This window comes from Adhaeribacter arboris (assembly GCF_003023845.1).
GTDB classification, from domain to species: Bacteria; Bacteroidota; Bacteroidia; order Cytophagales; family Hymenobacteraceae; genus Adhaeribacter; species Adhaeribacter arboris.
On sequence record NZ_PYFT01000001.1, the window covers coordinates 3993284 to 4017297 of the forward strand.

Annotated in this window: 21 protein-coding genes and 1 pseudogene; 5 read left to right on the forward strand and 17 right to left on the reverse strand. The window is 45.1% G+C overall.

All coding sequences use genetic code 11. The features are described 5' to 3' along the window. Positions 1 to 72: 72 nt before the first annotated feature. The 6 genes from AHMF7605_RS16455 to AHMF7605_RS16475 form a co-directional block, all read right to left on the reverse strand. The gene (locus AHMF7605_RS16455) at positions 73 to 771 is read right to left on the reverse strand and encodes a hypothetical protein (protein ID WP_146153608.1); all 699 of its coding nucleotides are present in this window, start codon (positions 769 to 771) and stop codon (positions 73 to 75) included. A gap of 195 nt (positions 772 to 966) precedes the next feature. Beyond that, positions 967 to 1122: a hypothetical protein gene (locus AHMF7605_RS29795; RefSeq protein WP_158267534.1), complete on the reverse strand. Its 156-nt coding sequence runs from the start codon at positions 1120 to 1122 to the stop codon at positions 967 to 969. Further along, a complete protein-coding gene (locus AHMF7605_RS16460; RefSeq protein WP_106931155.1) occupies positions 1082 to 1474 on the reverse strand; it encodes a cupin domain-containing protein in 393 nt (130 codons plus the stop codon). Before AHMF7605_RS16460 ends, AHMF7605_RS29795 begins: the two co-directional genes overlap by 41 nt. Positions 1475 to 1526: 52 nt before the next feature. Further along, a complete protein-coding gene (locus tag AHMF7605_RS16465; RefSeq protein WP_106931156.1) occupies positions 1527 to 2090 on the reverse strand; it encodes a hypothetical protein in 564 nt (187 codons plus the stop codon). Positions 2091 to 2159: 69 nt separating this feature from the next. After that, on the reverse strand, positions 2160 to 3734 hold the full coding sequence (locus AHMF7605_RS16470; protein ID WP_106931157.1) for a M12 family metallopeptidase: 1575 nt from the start codon (positions 3732 to 3734) through the stop codon (positions 2160 to 2162). A 211-nt stretch (positions 3735 to 3945) separates the two neighbouring features. Beyond that, positions 3946 to 4551 (reverse strand): cupin domain-containing protein, encoded by a 606-nt coding sequence (locus AHMF7605_RS16475; RefSeq protein ID WP_158267535.1) that lies wholly within the window; start codon positions 4549 to 4551, stop codon positions 3946 to 3948. A gap of 260 nt (positions 4552 to 4811) precedes the next feature. Here AHMF7605_RS16475 and AHMF7605_RS31125 point away from each other — a divergent pair, with 260 nt between their 5' ends. Beyond that, positions 4812 to 5021, forward strand: coding sequence for an AraC family transcriptional regulator ligand-binding domain-containing protein (locus tag AHMF7605_RS31125; protein WP_106931159.1), 210 nt, complete (start codon positions 4812 to 4814; stop codon positions 5019 to 5021). A gap of 15 nt (positions 5022 to 5036) precedes the next feature. Next, a pseudogene (locus AHMF7605_RS16485) lies at positions 5037 to 5798 on the forward strand (AraC family transcriptional regulator ligand-binding domain-containing protein); the annotation flags it as partial. Here the strand turns inward: AHMF7605_RS16485 and AHMF7605_RS16490 are convergent. From AHMF7605_RS16490 to AHMF7605_RS16540, 11 genes are all read right to left on the reverse strand, one after another. Further along, on the reverse strand, positions 5785 to 6312 hold the full coding sequence (locus AHMF7605_RS16490; protein WP_106931161.1) for a hypothetical protein: 528 nt from the start codon (positions 6310 to 6312) through the stop codon (positions 5785 to 5787). The pseudogene AHMF7605_RS16485 and the gene AHMF7605_RS16490 overlap by 14 nt on opposite strands. A gap of 257 nt (positions 6313 to 6569) precedes the next feature. Continuing rightward, positions 6570 to 7856, reverse strand: a complete 1287-nt coding sequence (locus AHMF7605_RS16495) for a flavin-containing monooxygenase (protein WP_106931162.1) — start codon at positions 7854 to 7856, stop codon at positions 6570 to 6572. Positions 7857 to 7877: 21 nt separating this feature from the next. Next, a complete protein-coding gene (locus tag AHMF7605_RS16500; RefSeq protein WP_106931163.1) occupies positions 7878 to 8516 on the reverse strand; it encodes an NAD(P)-dependent oxidoreductase in 639 nt (212 codons plus the stop codon). 58 nt (positions 8517 to 8574) lie between these two features. Then, positions 8575 to 9498 carry an RNA polymerase sigma factor gene (locus AHMF7605_RS16505; protein WP_106931164.1) on the reverse strand — a complete coding sequence of 308 codons (924 nt, stop codon included), beginning with the start codon at positions 9496 to 9498 and terminating at the stop codon, positions 8575 to 8577. 543 nt (positions 9499 to 10041) lie between these two features. Beyond that, on the reverse strand, positions 10042 to 10566 hold the full coding sequence (locus AHMF7605_RS16510; protein WP_199200252.1) for a cupin domain-containing protein: 525 nt from the start codon (positions 10564 to 10566) through the stop codon (positions 10042 to 10044). Positions 10567 to 10630: 64 nt separating this feature from the next. Next, entirely contained in the window at positions 10631 to 11128 is a 498-nt protein-coding gene (locus AHMF7605_RS16515; RefSeq protein ID WP_106931165.1) for an SgcJ/EcaC family oxidoreductase, read from the reverse strand. Next, positions 11128 to 11967 carry an alpha/beta fold hydrolase gene (locus AHMF7605_RS16520; protein ID WP_106931166.1) on the reverse strand — a complete coding sequence of 280 codons (840 nt, stop codon included), beginning with the start codon at positions 11965 to 11967 and terminating at the stop codon, positions 11128 to 11130. Before AHMF7605_RS16520 ends, AHMF7605_RS16515 begins: the two co-directional genes overlap by 1 nt. Before the next feature lie 256 nt (positions 11968 to 12223). Further along, the gene (locus tag AHMF7605_RS16525; RefSeq protein WP_106931167.1) at positions 12224 to 13009 is read right to left on the reverse strand and encodes an alpha/beta fold hydrolase; all 786 of its coding nucleotides are present in this window, start codon (positions 13007 to 13009) and stop codon (positions 12224 to 12226) included. Between the two features lie 130 nt (positions 13010 to 13139). Beyond that, the gene (locus tag AHMF7605_RS16530) at positions 13140 to 14012 is read right to left on the reverse strand and encodes a helix-turn-helix domain-containing protein (protein ID WP_106931168.1); all 873 of its coding nucleotides are present in this window, start codon (positions 14010 to 14012) and stop codon (positions 13140 to 13142) included. Between the two features lie 528 nt (positions 14013 to 14540). Further along, positions 14541 to 15593: an acyltransferase family protein gene (locus tag AHMF7605_RS16535; protein WP_106931169.1), complete on the reverse strand. Its 1053-nt coding sequence runs from the start codon at positions 15591 to 15593 to the stop codon at positions 14541 to 14543. Positions 15594 to 15619: 26 nt separating this feature from the next. Next, positions 15620 to 16216, reverse strand: coding sequence for an ankyrin repeat domain-containing protein (locus AHMF7605_RS16540; protein ID WP_106931170.1), 597 nt, complete (start codon positions 16214 to 16216; stop codon positions 15620 to 15622). A gap of 287 nt (positions 16217 to 16503) precedes the next feature. Here AHMF7605_RS16540 and AHMF7605_RS16545 point away from each other — a divergent pair, with 287 nt between their 5' ends. The 3 genes from AHMF7605_RS16545 (at position 16504) to AHMF7605_RS16555 (ending at position 23921) form a co-directional block, all read left to right on the forward strand. After that, positions 16504 to 18579: a helix-turn-helix domain-containing protein gene (locus AHMF7605_RS16545; RefSeq protein ID WP_106931171.1), complete on the forward strand. Its 2076-nt coding sequence runs from the start codon at positions 16504 to 16506 to the stop codon at positions 18577 to 18579. Between the two features lie 311 nt (positions 18580 to 18890). Then, the gene (locus AHMF7605_RS16550) at positions 18891 to 21308 is read left to right on the forward strand and encodes an ABC transporter permease (RefSeq protein WP_106931172.1); all 2418 of its coding nucleotides are present in this window, start codon (positions 18891 to 18893) and stop codon (positions 21306 to 21308) included. A 189-nt stretch (positions 21309 to 21497) separates the two neighbouring features. Then, a complete protein-coding gene (locus AHMF7605_RS16555; protein WP_106931173.1) occupies positions 21498 to 23921 on the forward strand; it encodes an ABC transporter permease in 2424 nt (807 codons plus the stop codon). Positions 23922 to 24014 lie beyond the last annotated feature (93 nt).

A 24014-nucleotide genomic window follows, 5' to 3' on the forward strand; every position in this document is an offset into this window, starting at 1 on the left:
CGTATTTTTAAAATTACGCCAGGCCATGGACGGAACAGCCAGTACATCGCCGGATTGTGGACATAGTTGAGTTTAATAAAAAATAGCCGCAAAGTTTTCGCCAACGGCCTGCCATAGAAAGCCATCCCTGAACTGCCAGGCCAGGTGTCCCACTACCATCACCAGCAGGGTAATTAAATACGGCGCAACAGGCTTTTTCTGAAAAATATCTGATACCAACAGCAGGAAAGCAATAGCCATTATAAGGTAATTAGCATAGTCAACGGCTTCCAGAAACGGTACATTGAAATATATAATTTGCACCCTGCCCAGCGCCGGGCCAATCATAAGCAGGGAGGTTCCCAACATATACCGCATGTGAATGCGGGATTTCTTCTTTTTCCAAATGGCTAGGCCATAAAGAACAGCAAAGGCAAAGAGTGCAGGAATGATCTGCGCGGTGCTGGCAATGGCTTGCTGTGGTGATGCGGGAATCATTTTGTTGTAACTAATCTTGCCAACCATAAAAATGGAAAGAAGCAGCAATGGCACGACAACATAAGATGCTTTACCGACAGCCCTGTGCAGCGACAGCTTTCCGGCCCTGATCAATAGCGGCTGAACAATAAGCATCAAGATCCACATCATCATCAGTAGTCCATGCATGTGGTGCGTATATCCAAACCCTTGGAAAGAGGGAAAGAACACAATATATGTTTTCCAGAATCCCCATACGACAACCAACAAAATACTTATAAAGAATAGGTAAATATAGTTGTAAGCTCTTTCCATAACGGTGATTTTAAGTATAAATAAAAATGATACCTCCTTGTTATTGTTCAAGGATTGTTCGGATTAACAGTTAGATTTTTTTAAAAGATTTAAAAGTTTTATTCATAATGAATAGCCTTTATCTAAGGTTGAGCCTTTACCCATAAGAGTTCAAGCATTTGTCGAATTGTTTACTTTCAAAAATTTCAGCGGTAATTAATTCAGGAGTTGGCCTGAGGGCAGAAACTCCATGTATTTTTCCAGCACCTGCCGCATGGCCTGCAATTGCTGCGGAGTAGGTGGTGTTTCCGGCGCATTTGGTAAGATAGGCTCACTTAAAGGTTGGCCTAAGTCCTGCAGCAAGCCTTCCATTACCGGCGAACTGTGCACCACCAAAAACGCCCGGGAATATCACTTGCATTTTGAAGTTGTGCCAAGCCATGGAAGGAATAGCCAGCACATCGCCGGGTTGTACGATTTGGGTCTGCAGCCGGGAATGGCTGTTAGTGGTACTTACCATAAAATCACCCTCCAGAAAGTAGAAAGTTTCGGAGTATATATGCCGGTGCAACATGGGTGGGCCGCTGCCGGCCGGTACGGTTACTTCTAATACCAGCATCGTTCCGGCTGTTTCCTGGCTGCCGGCTTTTACTACAACCAGGTCGGAGCCTAATTTAAAATACTTGCCGGTTCCGGCTTTTGTTAAATGAATGGACTGCATCATTGTGGTTTGATAATGAGTTTTGATGGATAATGCGTTGCTGACCGAAATTGATTTAAAACTCGTATTGAGGCGTAGTTTTTAATGTGCTTCTTTCGGTAACCATGCCTATACCCAGGAAAAGCCAAGGCACGCCCCAGCCCATGATGGCCACTAAGTCCGGGTGGCCGGTAATAATTAGCAGCGGGAACATCACCAGAAAAGGATAGAGCCCGACGAAGAGCGGCAAGGTGCCTTTAAAGCCCGGCCAGCGTTTGCCCGCCAGTACCTGAATGCCCGTAATTACCATACCAACGCCTGATAATAAGGCACCTAAAGGCAGGAACATTCTGGTATTTAAATTAAACCAGTAACCGAAAATGTAATTAATCGAGTAGGATATAGCTCCCGCGGCCGCGATTGAAACGCCTAGTATTTTCCATTTGCTCCCGCCGGCGATTTTCCAGCGGTACAAATTCGATAAGATAATAAGAATGCCAACTTGGCCCAGGGTCCATAAACCACCCAGAATAGCGTTAAGGGAATGACTCGGCGGATAAGAAGACCACACCACGAACTCGGCCAGGTAGCAAATGCCGGGCAACAAGAATAATGCGCTTGAATTGTTATTTTTTTTCATGATTGAATTGTTGGATAGGTCCTCCGAGCCGGAGTAACCCGGAGGAAAGGTTAGAACTTTTAAAATAGACTATTGCAGGAGAGCCGGATTAGTGGTGGCCCCAATGGAAGTAGTGCCTTGAAAACCAGCGGATATGGATTGCTTTTCGCCGAACACATTTACGCTGAATAATTTACTGCCACTTATCAGGTACAGCTTACCCGAGTAACCCGTCATCAGGGTTGTTCCGGGGAAAACCGCGCCACCTGTAACGGCACCGGTAACCACATTCACCCGAAATAATTGCTCACCGCGCATGACATAAATTTCGTCCGAGGAGCCCTCCATGGCCGCAATGCCTTTTACATCGTACCAGGGCTGATTCATGTACATCTTTTCGGGCTTACCGGTGGTGGTATTTATTTGGTAAAGAATATTTTTCCAAACCACGTACAAGAAATTTTTATGATAGTAGACGGCCTGCGTGCCGCTCCAATTTTCCAGGGCTTGGGGTCCGCCCAGGCGGCTGTGGTTTCCGTATTTATCAATTTTCCAAAGATAGATGCCTTGTTGCGCATATAAATTGCCCTGGGGATCTTTCCCCGTTACGCCCACCGGATTTTCCCAATAACCGTTACCTACCTTTTCGTAGGCCCCATTAAAGCGGTTGGTCTTCCATAAGCTACGGCCTTGCATGCCCCAGATGTAGCGATCGTCTTCGGCTAGCGTTTTGCCTGCACCGGACCAGCCCCCTCCCAAGTTCGCCATGCCGCCATCTTTAATATTTACGGCGAAAAGGGATCCATTTTTCACAATGTACAGGTTCGAATACATCGAAATTACGGTCTCGGCATCCTGATTAGATGGAGTGAGGCCGGGGTCAATAGGCTGACCGTCTTTCCGGGTCATGGTAGGTTGGCTGCCTTGCGCGAAGACTAAAGGGCCGTACATCATTACCGACTGATAGTCGAAGGTTCCGAAATCAAATCCATAACCAACCGGCCATTTGTTAAAGTGGGGCCTTGCTTCAGGTTTAATGTTGTTCCAATGAATGGTGATATAATTATCCCGGTCCTGCCGGATGTGTTCGTGGAACAAGCCAATGGCGTGGCCGATTTCGTGGGTTACCACCCGCAGGCTCCAATCATCCACTAACCAGATGTTTTGCGGACCACCTATTCGGCCCACACTGGATAAGTTAATATTCTGGTCTTTTACAAATTTTATATAATCTTTCTGATTGGTACGGGGTACAAACTCGAGCGGGGTTTTTACTTCCCAGGCGGCAATCGCCTTTAGGATAATATCCTTCCGCATACCCGGCTCAATTTCGTAGGGAACCGTAAAGTTTTGCCAGCGGTAGTTCTTGTTGGCCATGCCGGCGCCGGAGGTGCGGGCAATTGGACTAGTAGTACTTGTGCTCTCAAATAAATCTTCGGCGGTAAGGGCCATGTCCCCTTCCAGAATAGCCTGTCCATTTACTAACTGGTACGTAATGGGCACTCCCCGGAAAACACCTTTTTTAATTGTCGAACTGCTATCGCCTGGTTTACCAGCTGGTTTAACTAGTGGCAGTTGTTTTTCTAAGTCCTTCTCGCAAGAGGTAAGCATGGTAAAAGACAATAAAATACCGGTTGCCCAAAAGGGCAAAAATTTTGTTTTCATAGAATTGATGAATTGTTTACTGATATAAAGTCAATGGAGCCCAATTGGAATAAGGGGTTGGGCCTACCCCAATAAGGAAGCGTTTAAAAGAGTATTCGTCAGCTAGTTGATGGCTTAAAAATTAAAATAAAGGCCTAAATAGCTAAGTATTTTTACATCTGCATGGTAAAGCAAATAGGCATTCGCCTTCATTCCTGTTCCGGAGTTATAATTAAGATACGTTTTTACAATACGTATTCATGAGCCTTTGCTCCTCGCCGCGTTTTCGGGCCCGGGCCGCCAGAGACTTAAGTAATGGCGCGAGTAGTACAAATATACCGGGGAGGGAGGTATCGCCAATTTCGGCTATTAAGGCGGTAAGGGCTAAACTCTTAGGTAGACCTTTCTTATTCGTTTGCCCATCTCTAGCCATGCCGTACAAAATGCGGAGCATGTACTCAAAGCCTGCAAAGCCAGGCGAGAGAACAATATTAAACCGGATAGTCTCCGGGCCAGGATTAAAAAAGCAATGCACCATCCCAATCGGTACCGTAAAGGTTTCCCCCGGATTTAAAATAATCGTTTTACCGCCTGCTTTTACACCTAAGTTTCCTTGCAAAGCCGTGAACTTTTCGCTGTATTTTTGGTGAATATGGGGTACATTCTTCCCTCCGGGTAAAAGAGTTACTTCACACTCGCTGTATTTCCCGCCCGTTTCGGCAGCACTTTTCAGGAACGTGGCGGTATCCTTAAAAATAGGATTGACAATGGTGCGGTCCATGCCGTTGTCCGTTCCCCAGCGTACCCTCCCGGCTGTTTTTAGCCCAGGTTTTTCCATAATTTTACTTGCATTCAAACAATCCATCTTTGCGTTAAATTTTTCTTTTTGTAAGTTTATTTTGTTTTTATTTACTACGTGGCTGGTAAACAGGAATCCGAAATTCGATTCTGGTAAATAAGCTGTTTGGTAGTTGCCTATAGTGCCAGGCTTTCTAGTTTACTCCCATTGTTTTAATAGCCAGTAATTTGATTACAAAATTATTACAGGTATTCTTGCTTGGGTAATGTACTTTGCGACAAAATACTGCTCCAGATACCATGAAATTTCAAATGTCCATTTTACGTGATTTGGTTTATGGTGCCGCGGCCCGGGGCGTCAACTTTAACCAATTATGCGACAGAGCCGGCATTCGACCAGATGCCCTGAACGAGGCGGAACAAATGATTGATTGGGAAACAGCACCCTATCTTTGGGACCACATCGTTGATTTAAGCGGGGATGCGTTCGCCGGATTACACATGGGGTAGGACGTACGCCCCTCGGTATTCGGTATCATGGGGCACCTCTTACAAACCTGCCGGGATGTACAAGAAGTACTCGAAGCCATTGTGAAGTATGGAAATACATGGTCCACTATTTTTAAATTTTCGATTAAAAAGATTAATTCGGCGGTTTATTTCTACTTCGACCCCGTGCTGTTGTATACCGCTAAATACCCCCTCAGTGCCCGGCAATCTACCGATATCGCCTTATCCGGAACCCTTCGCCTATTGTATATTCTTTCGGGCAGAAATATTTACCCGGAAAAATTATACTTGGCTTATCCCAAAATGGACAGTAAAGCGTACCAGAAAATCTGTCAGTGCGAAGTTAGTTTTAACGCTGCCCAAAGTTATTTTGTCTTCCACCCAGACCAACTAAAGGTGCCGGTTCTCAGCCACGACCGGTCATTATTCTTTTTGTTCAACAGCCTGTTGGAGCAAAAGCAAAAGCACCTGGAAAACGAAAATAGCTTTGCTGAAAAAGTACAACGTATCATCCTCACCGAGTTTAAAGGCCAGATCCCCCCTATTGATGTGATGGCTTCCCGGTTATGTTTAAATACCCGGTCGCTGCAACGAAAATTAGCGGCGGATAATACGACTTACCGGAAGCTTTGTCAGAACCTGCAAAAACATCTTTCCTCGGCCATTATGAAAAATCAAAATAAAAAAGTTTCCGATGTGGCCTTATTAATGGGTTATGCCGATCATACTACCTTCCGACGAGCTTTCAATAAATGGAATAATACTACTTCGGAATAGTTACTTCCTTATTGTTAGCGCTTATCTTGCTAAATGGTATTATGCAAAGAGTAGCGAAGGAAGCGAGCGCCAATACCAGCCGGTTTTGAAAATTAGCAATGGCAATTGTTTGAACTCGGGCCAGCTCCGTTAGGTCATTTGGGGTCATATTTTGCAAGTCTAGTTGGTTAATATAGGTATTAATGGGCAACTGTTTTTTTACGGTAAAGGCCACATCTAACCCGAAAAACACAAAGGAGACCATTAGAAGAAGAAAAGTCAGGCTTTTCCAGTTTTTTAAATGTAGGGCCAGGTTCAGTCCAAATAAACCTATCATTAAAGGGCCCATAACTCCCATGCGCGAATGCATAAAAGTACCGTCCACTATTTTCCAGTACCGGCCGTATTCCAAAGGCGTTAATTGCGTTTCGACGGGGCACATTTCATGGAAAAAGTGCATGCCGGCATACAAGCCAACAATCAGGAGCAACAGGTAGAGCAATACATTCTTTACTAAAAAAATGAAACGTGACATAGAATTTATATTAATTACGGATTGATTAATAACGGGAACAAACACAACGCGAAGCCAGCAAAACCAGAAAACAACTCACCTATCCAAAGAAAAATAGCTCCTTGGTTATAGAATCAAATGGATAAGAACGATATTATTCATACTCATTCATCATCCCCCAACCCCTTCAAAGGAAAACTTTTGATGATATTGCGAAGGTTTCATTACTTAGATAATCGCTTATAAGTTGTTGGACGAAGTAGCCAAACTTACTTCGATCAAAGGACTGCCCTTACTCTTTTTTGAGAGAATTTATGAACGCAATCTATAATAAACTGAGCATCTTCTTTTATACCCATTAGCAAACTGGATTTACGGTTTCTTAGCCAGGGAAGCCCCAAAAAGTACAAACCTTCTACTAAGGATTTACCTTGTTCGTGTACCGGATTTCCCGAATCGTCAAAAACCGGCAATTGCATATACGCCATATCCAGCCGGAAACCCGTTGCCCAAATTATGGTAGAGATACCCTCCTTTTTAAGCTGAATAGAACTCGGTACCGCGGAAAAATTCAATAAATCATCTGGTTCATCGTCGGAATCCAACTCAGCTGAAGAGGCTTCGAGTTTATTTTCGGCGATGAAACCGTCAATGAAACCTTTCACCCGTTTGGAGAATTCGTCGGCGAATTGAACATGCGCCAGCGTATCAGTAGTAAAAGAAGCAGAATCACCTTTTACATCCTGAAGTTTCCCTAATAAGGTTACGCCCATACGGGCCAGAGACTGCAAGCTAAGCGTTTTTCGGCCATGGTCGTTGCCCTTCAGCAGCGGTGTCCGCAAATGCAGTTGGGCGGAATCCGTAATATCCTCCGGACGGGCGTTAAAAAAACCGGTGAGTAGCAGCCAATCCATAATGTCTTTGCCCCGATAATACCGGGGGCACCGGGGAACCTTACTGGTGGAAAGAAAAACCTTTCGTCCAGCTTGAACCAAATCTTCGGCAATTTGGCAACCCGATTGCGCACTTCCCACAATTAACACGTTGCCTTGGGGTAAATCAGCCGCATTTCGGTATTCACTGCTATGTAACTGTTTTATGTTCGCGTCGATTTTACTGGCCAGCAAGGCGGGTTGTTTTTGACTTTGCGCTCCAGAGGCGACAATAACTTGCCGGCTAAGGTAAATTTTGGTGGTTCCATTTTGCTGGACCTTTACCCGAAACAGGTCCGATTCAGGAGCTTTATCCAGGCTACTAACCGTTGCATTGGTTAGTACCGGCAGTTCATGCATTTGAACGTACTTCGCCATCGATGCTACCAAAGATGGAGCCGTTCCGAAACTTTCCGATTCTGTTGCACCCGGCTCCCATCCGGGCAGGGTATTCCATTTATTGGCCGTGTTCATCCGGAAACTATCCCATCTTTGAGAAGCCCAGGATTCCCCGATAGTGCCCCGTTCCAATACCACATGCCGGAGTTGGTGTTGTTTTAGAAAGTAGCTGGCACTCAGCCCCGCATGACCGGCACCGATCACAATAACATCTAATGGATTTGCATTCATCATGTTCAGAAAAATTTATAAAATTTACTTTAAAGCGGGCATCAGTCGGACCGGTTTGCGCAAATAGCGGAAATCAGTTAATTGGCTCAGCATAAAATCTGCCGTATCCGCCCGGGATAAGGAAGTGACAAACTGGTTAGATTTTAAGTTTTCGCCGCTCTGGTACTTTTTCGTTAAGGGGCCATTGGTTAAAATAGGCGCCCGGACAATCTGCCATTCCAGATTCGATTTCCGAATCATTTTTTCCCTTAGCTCGTGGCCTTTGAATTCGGTCCGTAAAAGGATAGGGGCCAGGTTGCGGATCATAAATCCCGCCTCCTTCCGGCTTTCTGGCAGGCCTAAAGTCGATAAATAAATTATCCGGCGGACATCGTTGGATTCCATGGCTTTAATAACATTGGCCATTCCATCAACTAAAACCTGGTCGAACTGAAACATACGGTTAGCACCTAAAGCCGAAACCACTGCTTCCTGGCCCACAATAGCTCGTTGAACGGTTGCTAAATCGCTTACATTCCCTTGCACCAACGTTAGTTGCGGATGAGAAGCATTTAATTTTGTTAAATCACGGACAAAGGCCGTTACCTGGTGTTTCTGTTCCAACGCTTGCTGGACCAGATGTTGCCCGGTAGCACCGGATGCGCCCAGAATCAGAATTTTCATGTTATTCTTTTTCCCTAGGAGACAGCACCTGGTTGTAAAGTTCGGTCTAAACCCGAATTTATTTTTCGGAGGGGTGAATAAAGACCTGGCTGGCTTTTCCTTTATCCCGGCTAATAATAGCCACCGAAGCAGGCGGACAATGGTCCGGGTGTTCGCTGGAATTAAAGTGCTGGGCCTCAATAACCGAAAGGCTGCCGCTGCTAAAAACCTTGACTGGTTGCAGCCAGCTCCCCACTTGACGATCTTCTTCCACCATTTTCTCTAAAACCAGCCCTCCGGAAAATTTTTTGCCGTTCGTAAACCGGATTTGACTATGCTGTACATGATGCAGGAACTTAATTTTACTGCTTTCCTGCGCGTGCATTTCTCCGTAAAGTGTTTGGTAAAAATCATTCCATTCCTCGTTTTCCAGGAGGTTACTATTACTGGCGTCTTCGTGTTTTTCCCAGGCTTCTTCCAGTTTGCGTTTAGCCTCATTTAGTCGGCTACGCACGGTTCCTACCGGCACCGCCAAAATAGCCGCAATTTGTTCATACGCTTGGTAATTAGAAAAATAGCGAAGCAGTAAGGTTTTATGCAGTACATCGGGCAATTGCGCCAAAGCACTGTGGAGTTGATGTTGGGCGGAATGCTGCTCCATCTGCCGGTTAATTTCATCCTCCCAATAAGTTTCTTTTTCTAAAGCCAAGCTTTCCAGCGGTACATTTTTCTGGTAACGCGCTATAACCCGATAACTCATGCGCGTTACAATTTGCCGGAGCCAACCCCCAAATTTTTGCGGATCCTTGAGCTGAGCAAGTTGCAAATAAGCCTTGATAAAGGCATCCTGCACCGCATCGGTAGCCAGTTCCGGACTACGACAAATACGAAGAGCGATTACGTACATTCCCGGGTAAAATTGGCTATGCAGCTTATTCCAGGCGGTAGTTTCTCCGGCTACGGCGGCTTTCACCCATTCGGTATAAGAGAGGATTGGCGTCATTGTTAAAAGCTGATAAAGTACGGTTTAAGATGAAAGTTAATAACAAAAACAGCTAAGGAAAATGCTTGATAATCATTAACAAATTGCGGGAATTTAACCATTAACCGCAATACCCAAAAAGGGTGGTTTTAGTAAGAAAAAGCCACAACCTGTAAAATCAGGAAAGTAACCTATCCCCATGTTTGGGGAATTTCTTTTAAAATCGATCCTTGAATGAGTTGTACTAAAATTTTTAAATTTCTTGGCATTATTCTAATAGCAAAGGTTAGAAATCATCCGCTCGCGTGGTAGCATTAACTACTCCTGGCAACTCTTCAGAAAAAACTTATGAAGCACCACCACCTAGCGTTTTATTCCGAGCAACTTAACCCGCTCCCGAAGACAATTTTATACCGTTTTTTTCCATTTCTTAGAATAGTGCGGTCGCCAGGTCCGGTAACCCAAGAGCCTTGCTGTTGGCGCCAGAAGGAATGACAGAATTCTTTGGGCGGGTATAGGTATATCGGCGGTATACGTTCTATAATAATCCACAAATAGCATGGCCTAAAGAAAAAATTCTCCTTTAGATCTGGGTTGGTCTTTTTCCGTTAAAAATCCGTGCGTCTGGGCCAGCATCAAATCATGCCTGGCTGCCGGGGAGACTCTATTAATAGTAACCAGTTCCACAGTACCTTTATTAATCGGTTGGTGCGCCGTCCCTCTGGGGATTGTCAAGGAATCTCCCGGTCGTAGTACGTGCTCCGAGCCGTTGCAAATCACCGTAAGCCTTCCTTGTATAACTTTAAACGTTTCCTCATAGTCCCGATGGATGTGCGCGCGGGGCACTGCACCGCCTGGCTTCAGGTGAAACTCTCGGATAGAATAGGCGCCTTTTGTCTCCATTCCCGATTGCATAAAAATAATCTTTTCACCAGCAAAGTCGTTGACAATACTGTCACCAGTCACCGGATACATATCGACGGGAGGTTCTGGCTCTGGAAAAATATAGTGGTGAATTAGATTTCCCACCCCAACGTAAATGACCAAGCCAAGCCCGAAGACGGTCGTTATTTTTTTCTTTTTCCACATATGTATTTATAGTTTATCCTTTAAAAATCCGACTGGTTTGAAATAGTACTTTAAGCGCGGCTACTTACTTGCGACCCGCAACAGGAGTGTCTTCTTTCAAGTCGATATTATGATAAGCTACTATCTTCCAGACGCCCGATTCTTTTTGAAAAACTTGTAGTAGTTGCGTAAAGATACGCCCTTGTGAATCTAGGTATACTCCTTTGGGTGCATTCTCTGGGGAGAATCCGGAGAGCCAGGTAAGCGATTCCACAATGGCTACATCCGGCTTCAGAAACCGGAAAGATATTACTTCCTGCTGCAATACTGTTGTCGAAAATAACCCTTCGAACAGGTCCGCATGGCGGTCAAAAAATTGTTTGTGCCCGGTAAAAAACATCCCCCGGATATTGGTAAAGGTGCCCTGTTCGGAGAAATTTTTGGCATAAGTAAGTGCATCTTTGCTATTCCAGGAACTTACTTCTTCCTGTAGAATGGCGCGGATGGCCAGCGAATCTGCCGTATGTTGCGCTTTTAAGGTGGTGGCTAAGAGCAGAAATATACAAATCGATGCAGTCGTCATTAGTAGTTTATGTTAAAGCTGTTGATCAAATCAGTCAGAACTTCCGGCTGAGAAAAGAAAGGCGAATGACTGGTTTTCATGGTAACTGTTTTCTTCACGGACACATTAGTAGCCATTTGGGACATGTTACCATTCCGGGCTTCCGAACAAATGAGGTAATACTTAGGAATAGCGCCGTAAACAGCATCGCTGACCTGGACCGGCGTGGCGAACGGAGCCACGGGTTGCTTACTTAAATTTGCTTTCGCGAACGCAATATCTATAGCGGAACAGTCGTGATAAAGAAAGTGGGCCACTTTAGCGGTATCTAAAGTAAAGGTAGCGCCAGTTGGGTCAAAGATAAAACTATCGGCAAAGGTAGGTTCTCCGGTACCGGAAGGTGGCAAAAATTTGGCGGCCAGCGAAAAAACCGATTCTCCATTTTTAGGCAGGAAAGCATCCAGAAAAATTAATTTTTCCACCTTGCTGGTTCCCAACTGCTCCGCCGCCTGGGCAATAGTAACGCCGCCCGCCGAATGGCCGACCAGAATAATAGGTCCGGGTTGGGCCTGGGCGACATCCACCACTTTGCGCACATAATCAGCCAGCGTAACTTTTTCCGGAGGCGCTTTGTCATTACCATGACTGGGCAGGTCAATTGCCAGAACCCGATGGCCCTGGGCTTGTAAAAGGGGAGCTACTTTCTTCCAGGCCCACGCCCCATGGTTAGCCCCATGCACCAACAAGTAAGTTTTGGGTGAGTTGGTTTTTGTGTTTTCCAGATCATCTTTACAAGCGATCAATAATAAAAGAGGCAATAGTACCCCGGTTGCCCAAACGGGCAGAAACTTTGTTTTCATAATATTTGGATTTGGATAATTGATTAAATATGCTCTGAAATGAGAATGGATAGGGATTAGACAGGCTCCCGAAGTTGATTGGACTTACAAAAATATGCTCATGCTTCGCTTTAAGTAAATAGCACAAAAAAAAACGAATGAATATAGCAGATAGCCTGTCCGGAAACCCGGCGCCAGGAAGAAGCTAAGCTATAAGGGCAACTTTCCTTATTTATATTAATAAATTGATTGCTGTAACACCTTTGCGACTGATAACTTAAACAGAAAAGATAGGAATGGATAAGCTTATCTCGTCTATTATCTCCGCCAGTTTCTCGGGCATGGAGAAAAAAGGTGAATGGCTACTGTGTAGGGTATACACTTTTTCACAGGGCACGTGGGTTGACAGGAAGGTCTTATCCATATCCTGGCTTTCGGTGCAAAGAATAAAGTATTTGGGGATTACTCCGTAAACTTCTTCCGTCAATTGAACGGGTGTTGCCAACGGTGCAATGGGTTCTTTGGAAAGCCGGGTTAAGGCAAACTTTTTATCCGCTTCGGAGCAATCGTGATAGAAAATCTGCGCCGCTAATTCCGGATTTACCCAATTGGTTTGGTGATCTTCCGCCGTAATCAGGTTTTCGACAAGGTTGGGTTTTCTTGAATTTGGTGACAGCTGTTTTAGCGTCGCCTCTACCAACGCGAACAGCGATTCCCCGTTGCGGGGCAGGAAGGCATCCAGATAGATTAAAGCCGAAACTTTTTTGCTACCTAGTTTTTCTGCTGCTTGTGAAATGACCATACCCGCCATGGAATGTCCCACCAATAGCACCTCCCCTTCCTGCTCATTGGCCGTTTTCATTACGGCATTGACGTAATCCTTTAAACTGACCTCCGAGGTACGTTCGATATCCTGGCCATGTCCCGGTAGCTCAATGGCGATGGCAGTATGCCCTTTGGCTTGTACCAACGGAATTACTTTATCCCAGCACCAGGCACCGTGCCAGGCGCCGTGCACGAACAGGTACGTTTTACCCGCGGGAGAAATTGCATTATTTGTCATGGTTACTAAAAATTAATGGTAGAAAACAGATTGACTTCTAAATCAAATATTTGATGAAGCAAAATTGCGGGTTATCTACCAATAACTGGTGGTAAAAAAAGGACAACTAAGTGGTAAAAAAAGGACATTGTTAAACCATGGAAACCGAAGCTTCCGCGCGGCTTTTATATAGCTCGGCGGTAAGGCCTAACCGACTCTCCGGGGAGTTGCTTTCCAGGAAGTGATAGTCGTTGGGGGTTTGTTTTGTAAATTCTTTGTAATCCTTAACCAGGTGTTGGTAGTCGAAGTAGCCGCATTCCAACGCAATGCGCAACCAATCCCGGTGAGGGTAAGCGTTTTTTATATGGATGGCCTTGGTAAAGCGGATGATTCTCAAGTAGGTTTTCGGATTTACCCCGGTTCTTTCGTAGAACTTTCTGGTAAACTGTTTTGTAGATAAGCAAGCCTCCCCGGCAAGCCAGTCCAGCGAAGCTTTCCCCCCGGCCTGGATCATCAACCGGGTTACAGTGTCCAGCCGGTGCGCCTCTTTCCGGGCATTGCTTATTAAGGAATTTACAAACTGGTCCCCAATGGATACCATTTGGTGGTAGCTGCCGGCATTTTGCAACTGCTCCAAAATTAGCCGAATTTTTTTGGAAAAGATAAGCTCCGCATCCAAGTACTGATTGGTTAACTCGAAAGCTGAAATACCCGTTAGCTGAAACAAGGCCGTGGGCTGAAAAGCAATGTTGAAGGTTATAAAATCTTTACCCAGCAAATACCGGTTAAGAACCGAAGTTTGCTGGCCGGTCAGAACTACCGGAAATTTGTAGTCTGTTTTTGGGCCCTTACCTAATTGAACAAGCTCCCGTTCCCGAAGAAAAAAATGAAGACATACTTCCGGCCGGGGCGCATACGCTTTAAACACCGGTTCGGGCGCCTGCACAAAGTTAAAGTGAACAATCCGGTAACACTGCACAAATTCCGTCAGCGATGGATGAGGGGCTAAATCTTGTAAAATCATCCCGAATAAAGTAAGTATGAAGGAGAAACGTAGATCTCTAAAATCAATTTTCAAACTTGCCCTGAAAGGCCTGACCGTTTATTTAATTTATCCAGGCGGCCCCAATAGGCATCAGACTAAATTAATTTATTATATTCCTTTAACCAAATCTATGGCGGTGAGCAAAATTTAGGTATTTCTTAGCATTTTTAAATTAAGCAGGATGTTCCTAACTATTTTTCGTTTGCTGTATTCCAATCTTTTGCTCTGGAATATTTAGTTAACATTAGAAAATCTGCGACAAGGCCCATTCTTAATTATTATCCTGCAAAGAGCAGAAATTTAAAATTTAACGACAATCCCCAAAATAGGGGATTTTGGCAGCAAAAAGATGCGGCTTGTACAATCGGGTAAGTTACTTCTCTCTAAGGGTGGGAATTGTTCCTTCGAAAACCTAATGAGCTACTCCAGTAGGCAGCCCCCGGGCAGTTGCGCCGTAAGACAAAAGTGTTTTATATTTTAGGAGTATACCGGTAGTAACTTCATCCATTACTTCCTCTTCAAGCCAAACAGCGGCCGCAAAAGGTTTACTCTCCGGATAAGGAACTCATAGAGAGTAAAGCAGCCTACGGCGGTAAAAAGTAAAACTAAAGTAAATTGCAGCGGTGCATTTACCTGCACCGGAAAAAAGAGCAAAGAGCCTAAGTACAGAAATACCATGTGAATAATGTAAACCGGGTAAGCCGCCTGGCTTAAATAGCGGAGCGCTTTACTCGGTCGATTTAGGTATTTGTAGCTAAATGCCAGCACCGCCACAATCCAAAATACCGATTCTATGGCCAGCAAATAATTGAGGGCAAACCGTTGAAAGTAAATTATCCGGATAGTAAATAGCAGGGCTGCTATACAAACAAACAACCAGCGTCCTTTTAAAAGCATTTCCCAGAAAGCCGGGCCGCTCCACACAAAACAAAACCCAAAGAAAAAGGCCAGCAATCCCAAAAAGAATCCGTGCCAGGTCATGGCATACAAGGTGTAAGCACCGGGATTAACCAGAATGGCTTCGGCCGCAAAGGCCACTAATAAGACGATTAAACCTAAGGGGCTACTTATAACCTTTTTTACGCCAGCGGTTAGCCTCGCAGTTTGGTTATTTTTAAGATAAAAGAAAAAAGGCAACAGCGCTACCACGTAAATAAAAATATTACCTAAAAACCATAAGTGACCCGGATTAGGCAAATAAGTTTGTTGCATGTGATAGTTATGCTGCCAAAGTAATAAATGCAGCGGCACGATGCAGAAGTATCCGAACAGGAAAGGCAGTAAGATCCGGCTGGCGCGTTCCCACAAGAGTTGTTTCCAGGTCCGGTTTTGAATGGCAAAGTAAACGCCCATGCCAGACACAAAAAATAACAGCGGGATGCGCCAGATATTCAACATCGACATGGGAATCCATAAAGACTCCCACGTTTTTTCGGTGGTAATAAATCCAATCAGCATGCCCCAGGACTGGAAACCTATTGCTACATGGTAAATTAAAAGTAAGCCAATGGCAATGACTCTGACCCAATCAATATCGTATCTTCTGGGGTTAATTTCCATTTTTGTGGCCGGTTTAAGTAGATTAATTATTTTAACAGAGCCGCAATTTGGGGTCGCGTTTTTTCCAGGTAAGCGTAATCCAGTTTTAAGCCCATGGGGCCGAGTGCCTTGCCCAACATATCGTAAGCCGGTTTGGCTTCAGTAAACGGCGAGTTTACCGATTCGTAGGCCGTGACGCCGTAACCGTTCTTTATGGTTTTATCAGCCCCTTTATCCAGCAACATTTTTACCATCTGCGGCCGACAAAAAAAAGCGGCGGTGTGCAGGGCCGTAGAGCCTTCTTTGTTTTTAAAATTTACATCCGCTCCGGCTTCCAGCAATAACTTAGCTTCGGCGGGCTTGTCAAAAATAGTAGCGGTTATTAAGGGGCTGGACCCGCCGAAAGGATCTTTCTCGTTTACATCCGTGCCCGCCTGAATGTGCTGCTGCAAAGCCGCCAGGTTTCCCGTGAGTACAGCGGTATGAATATCTATTTGGGGCGGCTTTATATTACGGGAAGTGGCCATGGTTGCCTTTTCCGGATTAGAGGCGGGAGCGTTGTTGCAGGAAACGCCTTTAAAAAGAACTATTAATAATAGAAATGGGGTAGCTACCCGAAGCAAATTTACTGGTTGCGTTTTCATGATTGAAGGGTTAAAATTTTCGACATATTCGATAGTCCAAAGGTCCGCTGAGCGGGAGGGCCGGACTAAATACCTATGCGGAAAAAACCATCAAGTTTGCGGGAAGCAATATAAATTATGATGAATTTGTATAAATTATGATGCAAATGGGTGATTTTAAGAATAAATTAGGCTGGAAAAAATATAGCCCGACTCAGAAAGGATAAATCTGAAAACCATTATTTTCGACTTTGTTTACAGTCTTACTTTGTAAGTCAGAAACCAATTAGCGCCCACTTTTAAAAGTCATGCCGGATTCCAGTATTATCGATAACGATTTCATAAGCCAGATTACCGCCGTGGTGGAAAAAAACCTCGCGAACGAGCAGTTTGGCGTGTCGGAGCTGGCCGACGAAATGAACATGAGCCGGTCGAACTTGCTGCGCAAAATAAAAAAGCTCACCCATTTATCGGTAAGTCAGCTAATCCGGGAGGTGCGTTTGCGGCGCGGCATGGATCTTTTGCGGCAAACTTCTTTAAACGTGTCGGAGGTAGCGCACCAGGTAGGTTTTAGCAGTACGTCGTATTTTATTAAATGCTTCCGGGAGCACTATGGTTACCCACCCGGCGAAGTAGGCAAAAGAGCCGAAGAAAAAATAGCGGAAGAAATTACCGGCGAGCCAGTTTTGTTGGTACCGCCAAAGCCCAAAGCAAAATACCCTTGGCTGGTTTTGGGCGGGTTGGTGATAGTTGCAGCGCTCGGATTCGGGTATTTTTTAAAATTTCAAGCTACTTCAGCGGTGCCGCTGGAGAAATCCATTGTGGTGTTACCTTTTAAAAACGACAGCAGCGATTCCACGAACGTTTATTTGATCAACGGCTTAATGGAATCTACTTTAAACAACCTGCAAAAAATAAAAGATTTAAAGGTAATCAGCCGCACTTCCGCCGAAAAGTACCGCCGCACCACCAAGTCTATTCCGGAAATGGCGCAAGAACTACACGCCAACTATTTTGTAGAGGGCAGCGGCCAGAAAATCGGCAACCAGATCTTACTCAATATTCAGTTAATTGATGCCACCACCGATAAACACTTATGGGCGAAACAATACAAAAGAGAAACCCGGGATATTTTTGCCTTGCAGCAAGAAATTGCCCGCAATATAGCCCAGGAAATTCAGGCCATTATTACGCCGGAAGAAGAAAAAAGAATTAATAAAAACCCGACGAACAATCTGGTAGCGTACGATTTATTTTTAAAAGGCCAGCATCTTTTTCGCCAGGGGAGGCGCGAAAACCAGGAAAAAGCCATTCCTTTTTTCAAAAAAGCATTAGAAGAGGATCCCACCTTTGCCCTGGCCTACGCTGAGTTAGCTATGGTGTATTATTACCTCGATTTGCACCAAACCGATAAAAAATATCCGCTGGAAGTAAACCGCCATGCCGATAAAGCTTTGCTGTACGATGCCAAATTGCCGGAAAGTTTAGTAGCCAAAGCCATGTATTACATGTTGCAAAAAGAATACAAATCGGCCGCTACTTACCTGGAAAAAGCGCTGGAATACCATCCCAATTCGGCTTTGGTTATTCATTTTCTGGCGGATTTATACAACCTGTATCTCCCGAATGCTCCCAAATACCTGGAATATGCCCTAAAAGGGTTGCAACTGGAAATGGCCGCCCATGATTCCGTTACCACCAGTTACACGTATCTGCACCTGAGCAATGCCTTTATTCAGACCGGGTTTGTGGACGAAGCCCTCCGGTATATAAATAAATCCTTGCAATACAATCCGCAAAATCCTTTTTCGGGCTACCTGAAAGTTTATATTTTATACGCCAAAACCCATAACCTGCCGCAAACCAGGCAATTAATGCTGCAGGAACTAAACAAAGACACTACCCGCTTTGACATTATGCTGCAAATGGGGCAAATCTGTTACCAAATGCGGGACTATAAAAGTGCTTACCACTATTACAAAAGATTTATTCAGATCCGGGAGCAGCAGCAGTTGGAGGTGTATCGAAACGAAGATATCCATATTGGCATGACGCTGGCCAAAATGGGCTACCCAAAAGAAGCCGAAAAATTGGTCTCTAGTTTTAAAAAATTTGCCGATCAGGATCAATCGATTTACCATCATTTGTACCAGTCCATCTATTACGCTTACCGGAAAAATACCAGTCAGGCCATTGCGCATTTAGAGTTATTTTCCCGGGAAAACAACTACCAGTATTGGGTGCTTTTAATGGACAAAGACCCGGTAGCCGAACCGTTTAAAGATTTACCGGAATATAAAAAAGTAGTACAAACAATTACCACCAAGTTCTGGCAAACGCACCAAAAAATTAAAAAAAACCTGGAAGCGCAGAAATTGCTGTAACTAACCACCCCAGCCCACTAGGAACGTCTTTGGTCGGGTTTGTAAAATCAAGATTTTTAAAAAAAATAGGCCATGCTGGTTTAAGTAAAACGTGTTCTAAAAGCGAACGAAACCTGTATCAAAACCGGACATTTTTTTGCCTTAACCTTCCAGAATTACGACGCAAGTAGCTGATTTATAAATTTGTAGCAGTCTGGCATTTTTATTCCTTGTATTGGGGCAGGTAGGGTTAAACCGGGGGCACCAATTAACCGGGTGGCTCCCGGTCTTCTACCGCTAGGTTCCCTGTTTCTACTTTTAGTACTGCGGCCATGTTTCGAAATTATTTTGTAATAGCATTGCGTAATCTGCGTCGGCATAAAGCTTTTTCCGCGATCAATATTTTTGGTTTGGCGCTGGGCATGGCCACCTGCCTACTGATTGTATTATTTGTGCAGCACGAATACAGCTACGACCGTTTTAACACCAAGGCCGACCGCATCGTGCGGGTAATTTTCCGGGGTTCTATTCAGAACGAAATGATGGAAGAAGCGCACGTGATGCCCCCGGTAGCGCAAGCCTTACGCACCGATTATCCTGAAGTACAAGAAGCTACCCGCCTGCGGCAATACGGTTCGCCGCGGATCGTGTACGGCGATAAATCTTTCCGCGAAAACGCTTTTGCCTTCGTGGATGCCAATTTTTTTCAGGTATTTACTTTGCCTTTCGTACAGGGCGACCCTAAAACTGCTTTAACCCAGCCCAACAGCATTGTTATTTCGCAGGAAGTTGCCCGCAAGTTTTTTGGCACCGCCGACCCGATAGGTAAAGTACTTTATTTTAAAGACTTTAACGCTTCGCTGAAAGTAACCGGGGTCATTGAAAAAGTGCCCGCTAATTCGCATTTCCATTTTGCTATTTTTGCTTCCATGGCCAGTTTCCCGGATGCTAAATCACCTTCCTGGATGACTTCGGAGTTTTATACCTACCTGGTGCTGCCGAAAGGGTACGATTACAAGCAACTCGAAGCCAAACTGCCCCAGGTAGTAGAAAAATACATGGGGCCGCAACTTTTGCAAGCCATAGGTACCAGTTTGGCCCATTTCCGGCAAAACGGCAACGATTTAGGTTTGTTTCTGCAACCGCTCACCAGCATTCACCTGAACTCCCACCTGAAAGGCGAACTGGGCAACAACAGCAATAGGCAGTACATCTACATTTTTGGAGCAGTGGCTATTATCATGCTGCTGATTGCGGCCATTAATTTCATGAATCTTTCTACGGCCAGCGCTTCCAAGCGGGCTAAAGAAGTAGGTATTCGCAAAGTGCTGGGCTCGGTAAAAAAAGAACTCATTACCCAGTTCCTCACCGAATCTATTATCCTCACCAGTATCGGGCTGGTTCTGGCGGTGGGTCTGGTGTACCTGGCTTTGCCACTTTTTAATAGTTTGGCGGGTACTACTTTAACCCTCAATTTCTTTTCTAACACTTGGTTGCTCCCTTGTCTGCTATTTTTTGGCTTGTTCGTGGGTGTTTTAGCAGGCAGTTACCCGGCGTTTTTTTTATCGTCGTTTCGGCCGGTAGCGGTATTAAAAGGCCGGTTTACGGCGGGTAAAGAAAGTCTGAATTTGCGCAGCGGCCTGGTGGTTTTTCAGTTTTTTATTTCCATTGCTTTAATAATTGGTACCACTGTGGTATACCGGCAATTGCGCTACATCCAGAGCAAAGAATTAGGCTACAACCGCGGCCAGGTATTGTTACTGCCGGAATATGCCTTAGGTAAAAAAGCCACTTTTTTCCGGCAGCAATTAGCGCAAGATGCCCGGGTAGTCAGCGTGAGCTCCTCTGGTTACCTGCCGGCTGGCCCAAGTAACAACAACAACTACATGGTTTATCCCAACGATAAAACCAGCCAATTAGTAAAAACTTTGCGCTACGAGGTAGATGACCAATATATTCCTACGCTGGGCATGAAGCTAGTGGCCGGCCGTAATTTTTCGCCCACTATGGCTACCGACTCCACGGGCATTATCTTAAACGAAAAAGCGGCCCTTGCTTTTGGCTGGGGTAAAAAAGCTTTGGGCCACACGCTCACTTATACCAATAACGAAGGCGTGAAAACCACTTACCGCGTGATTGGGGTAGTTAAAGATTTTCATTTTAAATCTTTTCACGAGCCTATTTCGCCGCTGGTCATGACTTTGGGCCAGAATGGCGGAACCTTAATTGTCAAAGTAAAAACTACCGATATGGCCGGTTTATTAGCCACTGCCCGGAAACAATGGAACGCGCTAAGTCCCGAAGAGCCGTTTGATTATGCTTTCCTGGACGAACGTTTTAACCAGACGTACCAAGCCGAGCAACGCATTGGTAAAATCTTGGGGATTTTTGCCGGACTTACTATTTTTGTGGCCTGCCTGGGTTTATTCGGGTTGGCTACTTTTACCGCCGAGCAGCGCACCAAAGAAATCGGAATCCGCAAAGTTCTGGGAGCATCGGTTCCGAACATTGTGACCTTACTTTCCCGCGATTTTTTAAAATTAGTGCTGCTAGCCAACCTGATTGCCTGGCCGCTGGCTGGGTATGTGATGCACCAATGGCTCCGGGAGTTTGCTTACCGCATTGATTTAGGCTGGTGGGTATTTGCTCTGGCGGGAGTAGCGGCTATGGTAGTGGCTTTGTTCACCGTGAGTTTTCAGGCAGTTAAAGCCGCAGTAGCCAACCCGGTAAACTCCCTGCGCAGTGAGTGAGAATTTAAATGAATGAATGTTGGAATGAGTGAATGAGTGAATGAATAGATAAATGACTGCATAGTAGCTAGTCTAATCATGCGCAAATAAAATTTATAGCATTAAAAATTACTCGTTCATTATTCAATTATTCTACATTCAAAATTCACTCATCCACTCATTCAAGCATTTAAACAAATTATTACGTATATGTTTCAAAATTATCTCAAAATCGCTCTGCGCAACTTGTGGCGCAACAAAGCTTTCTCAGCCATTAATATTTTTGGATTGGCCATCGGCATTGCTACCTGTCTGGTGATTATGTTGTTCGTGGCCGATGAACTTAGCTACGACCGGTTTAATACCAAAGCCGACCGCATGGTGCGGATTATTTTTAAAGTTACCCTGAACGGGGAAACCCTGGAAACGCCTACGGCCGCGGCCCCCACCGGCGAAACGCTCCGGCGCGATTACCCCGAAGTAGAAGAAGCCACTCGGGTACGGGTAAATAGCGCGCCCATTATTTCGTACCAAAACAATACCTTCAAGGAAGATAAGTTTGCCTACGCCGATGCGAATTTTTTTCAGGTGTTTACTTTGCCACTCATCCAAGGCGATGCTAAAACCGCTTTGCGGGAACCCAATACCGTGGTGATTACCCGGGCTACGGCGCAAAAGTATTTCGGCAACGAAAACCCAATGGGCAAAATCCTGCTGTTTAAAAACGAAAAAACCAGCTACAAAGTAACCGGCGTCATCGATAAAATACCCGCCAACTCGCATTTTCATTTTAATATGATTGCCTCTATGGCCGGTTTAGAAGAAGCCAAACAAACCACCTGGATGAGCAATAATTTTAACACGTATTTGGTTTTGCGCCCTGGTTACGACTATAAACAACTGGAAGCCAAGTTTCCGCAGGTGATTGAAAAATACATGGGCCCCGAAGTGCAAAAAGCCATGGGCATGAGCCTGCAGCAGTTCCGGGAAAAAGGCGACGACGTGGGTTTGTTTCTGCAACCCATCACCGATATTCATTTGCGGTCGGATTTAACCAACGACTTGGAGCCGGGCGGTGATATCCGGTACGTGTATATTTTTGGCGCGATTGCGGTATTTATGTTGCTCATTGCGGCCATTAATTTCATGAACTTATCTACGGCGGGCGCTTCCAAGCGGGCCCGCGAAGTAGGCATCCGCAAAGTGTTGGGCTCGGTGAAGAAAGAATTAGTGCAGCAATTCCTGCTCGAATCTATTTTGCTGAGCGCCATTGCTTTAATCGTAGCCTTACTATTGGTGTATCTGGCCTTGCCGGTTTTCAACGATTTAGCGGGCAAAGAACTAAGCCTGGGTTTTACGGTTAATTTCTGGTTGTTACCCGGCTTGCTCTTGTTCGGACTACTCGTGGGCATATTGGCGGGCAGCTACCCGGCTTTTTTCCTGTCGTCCTTTCAGCCGGTAAAAGTTTTAAAAGGCGCTCTTACCGCCGGTAAAGAAAGTTTAAGCTTACGCAGCGGCTTGGTGGTGTTTCAGTTCTTTATTTCGGTGGCTTTAATGATTGGTACCACGGTCGTTTATCAACAACTCAATTACATCCAGAACAAGAAAGTAGGTTACGAAAAAGACCAGGTAGTGGTAGTACACGATACGTACGTGCTGGGCAAACAAGAAGAAGTATTCCGGCAGCAGCTCTTGCAAGACCCGCGGGTAGTAAATGCCAGCGTTTCGGGGTTTGTGCCCGTTGGCCCTTCTAATTCCGAAAACTCGGTGGTATTGCCCGAAAACAACGCCGCTCAAAGCGTGAGCACCCGGCAATACTTCGTGGATTACAATTACATTCCTACGCTGGGCATGCAGCTGGTTACCGGCCGTAATTTCTCAAAAGATTTTGCTTCGGATTCTACCGGCATGGTCATTAACGAGGCGGCGGCCCGGGCCTTTGGTTGGGGAAAAAACATCCTGAACCGCAAAGTTTTCCGGTTTGTTAGTAACGAGGGCGATAAAAAAGAATACCACGTAATCGGCGTCGTCAAAGATTTTCATTTTGAATCGCTGCACGAACGCATTACGCCCCTGCTCATGATTATTAACAATAACTCCGGTTCTATTATCGTGAAAGCCAAAACCAAAGATATTGCCGGCCTGCTTACCTCTATGAAACAGCAGTGGAGCACTTTTACCGCCGACGCGCCTTTTGCTTATACGTTCATGGACGAGCGTTTTGCCGAAACCTACCGGGCCGAGCAAAAAATCGGCCGCATCTTAACTATATTTTCGGGCCTTACCATTTTTGTGGCTTGTTTAGGTTTATTTGGCTTAGCTACGTTTACCGCCGAGCAGCGCACCAAAGAAATTGGCATCCGCAAAGTATTAGGCGCCTCACTCACCAGTATCGTTTCCCTGCTTTCCAAAGATTTCTTAAAATTAGTATTAATTGCCAATGTTCTGGCTTGGCCGATTGCCTGGTGGGCGATGCATAAGTGGTTACAGGATTTTGAGTACCGCACGACTATTGGCTGGTGGGTATTTGCTTTAGCCGGCGTGGGAGCCTTACTGATTGCTTTAATAACTATCAGTTTCCAAGCCATAAGAGCGGCCATCGCTAACCCGGTAAAGAGTTTGCGGAGTGAGTGAATTTGGAATGAGTGAATGCTTGAATGATAGCAGAATAGTCATGGGGAATGATATAAAAAGAATGAAAACCTAATTTCTTTCGCTTCCAGTATT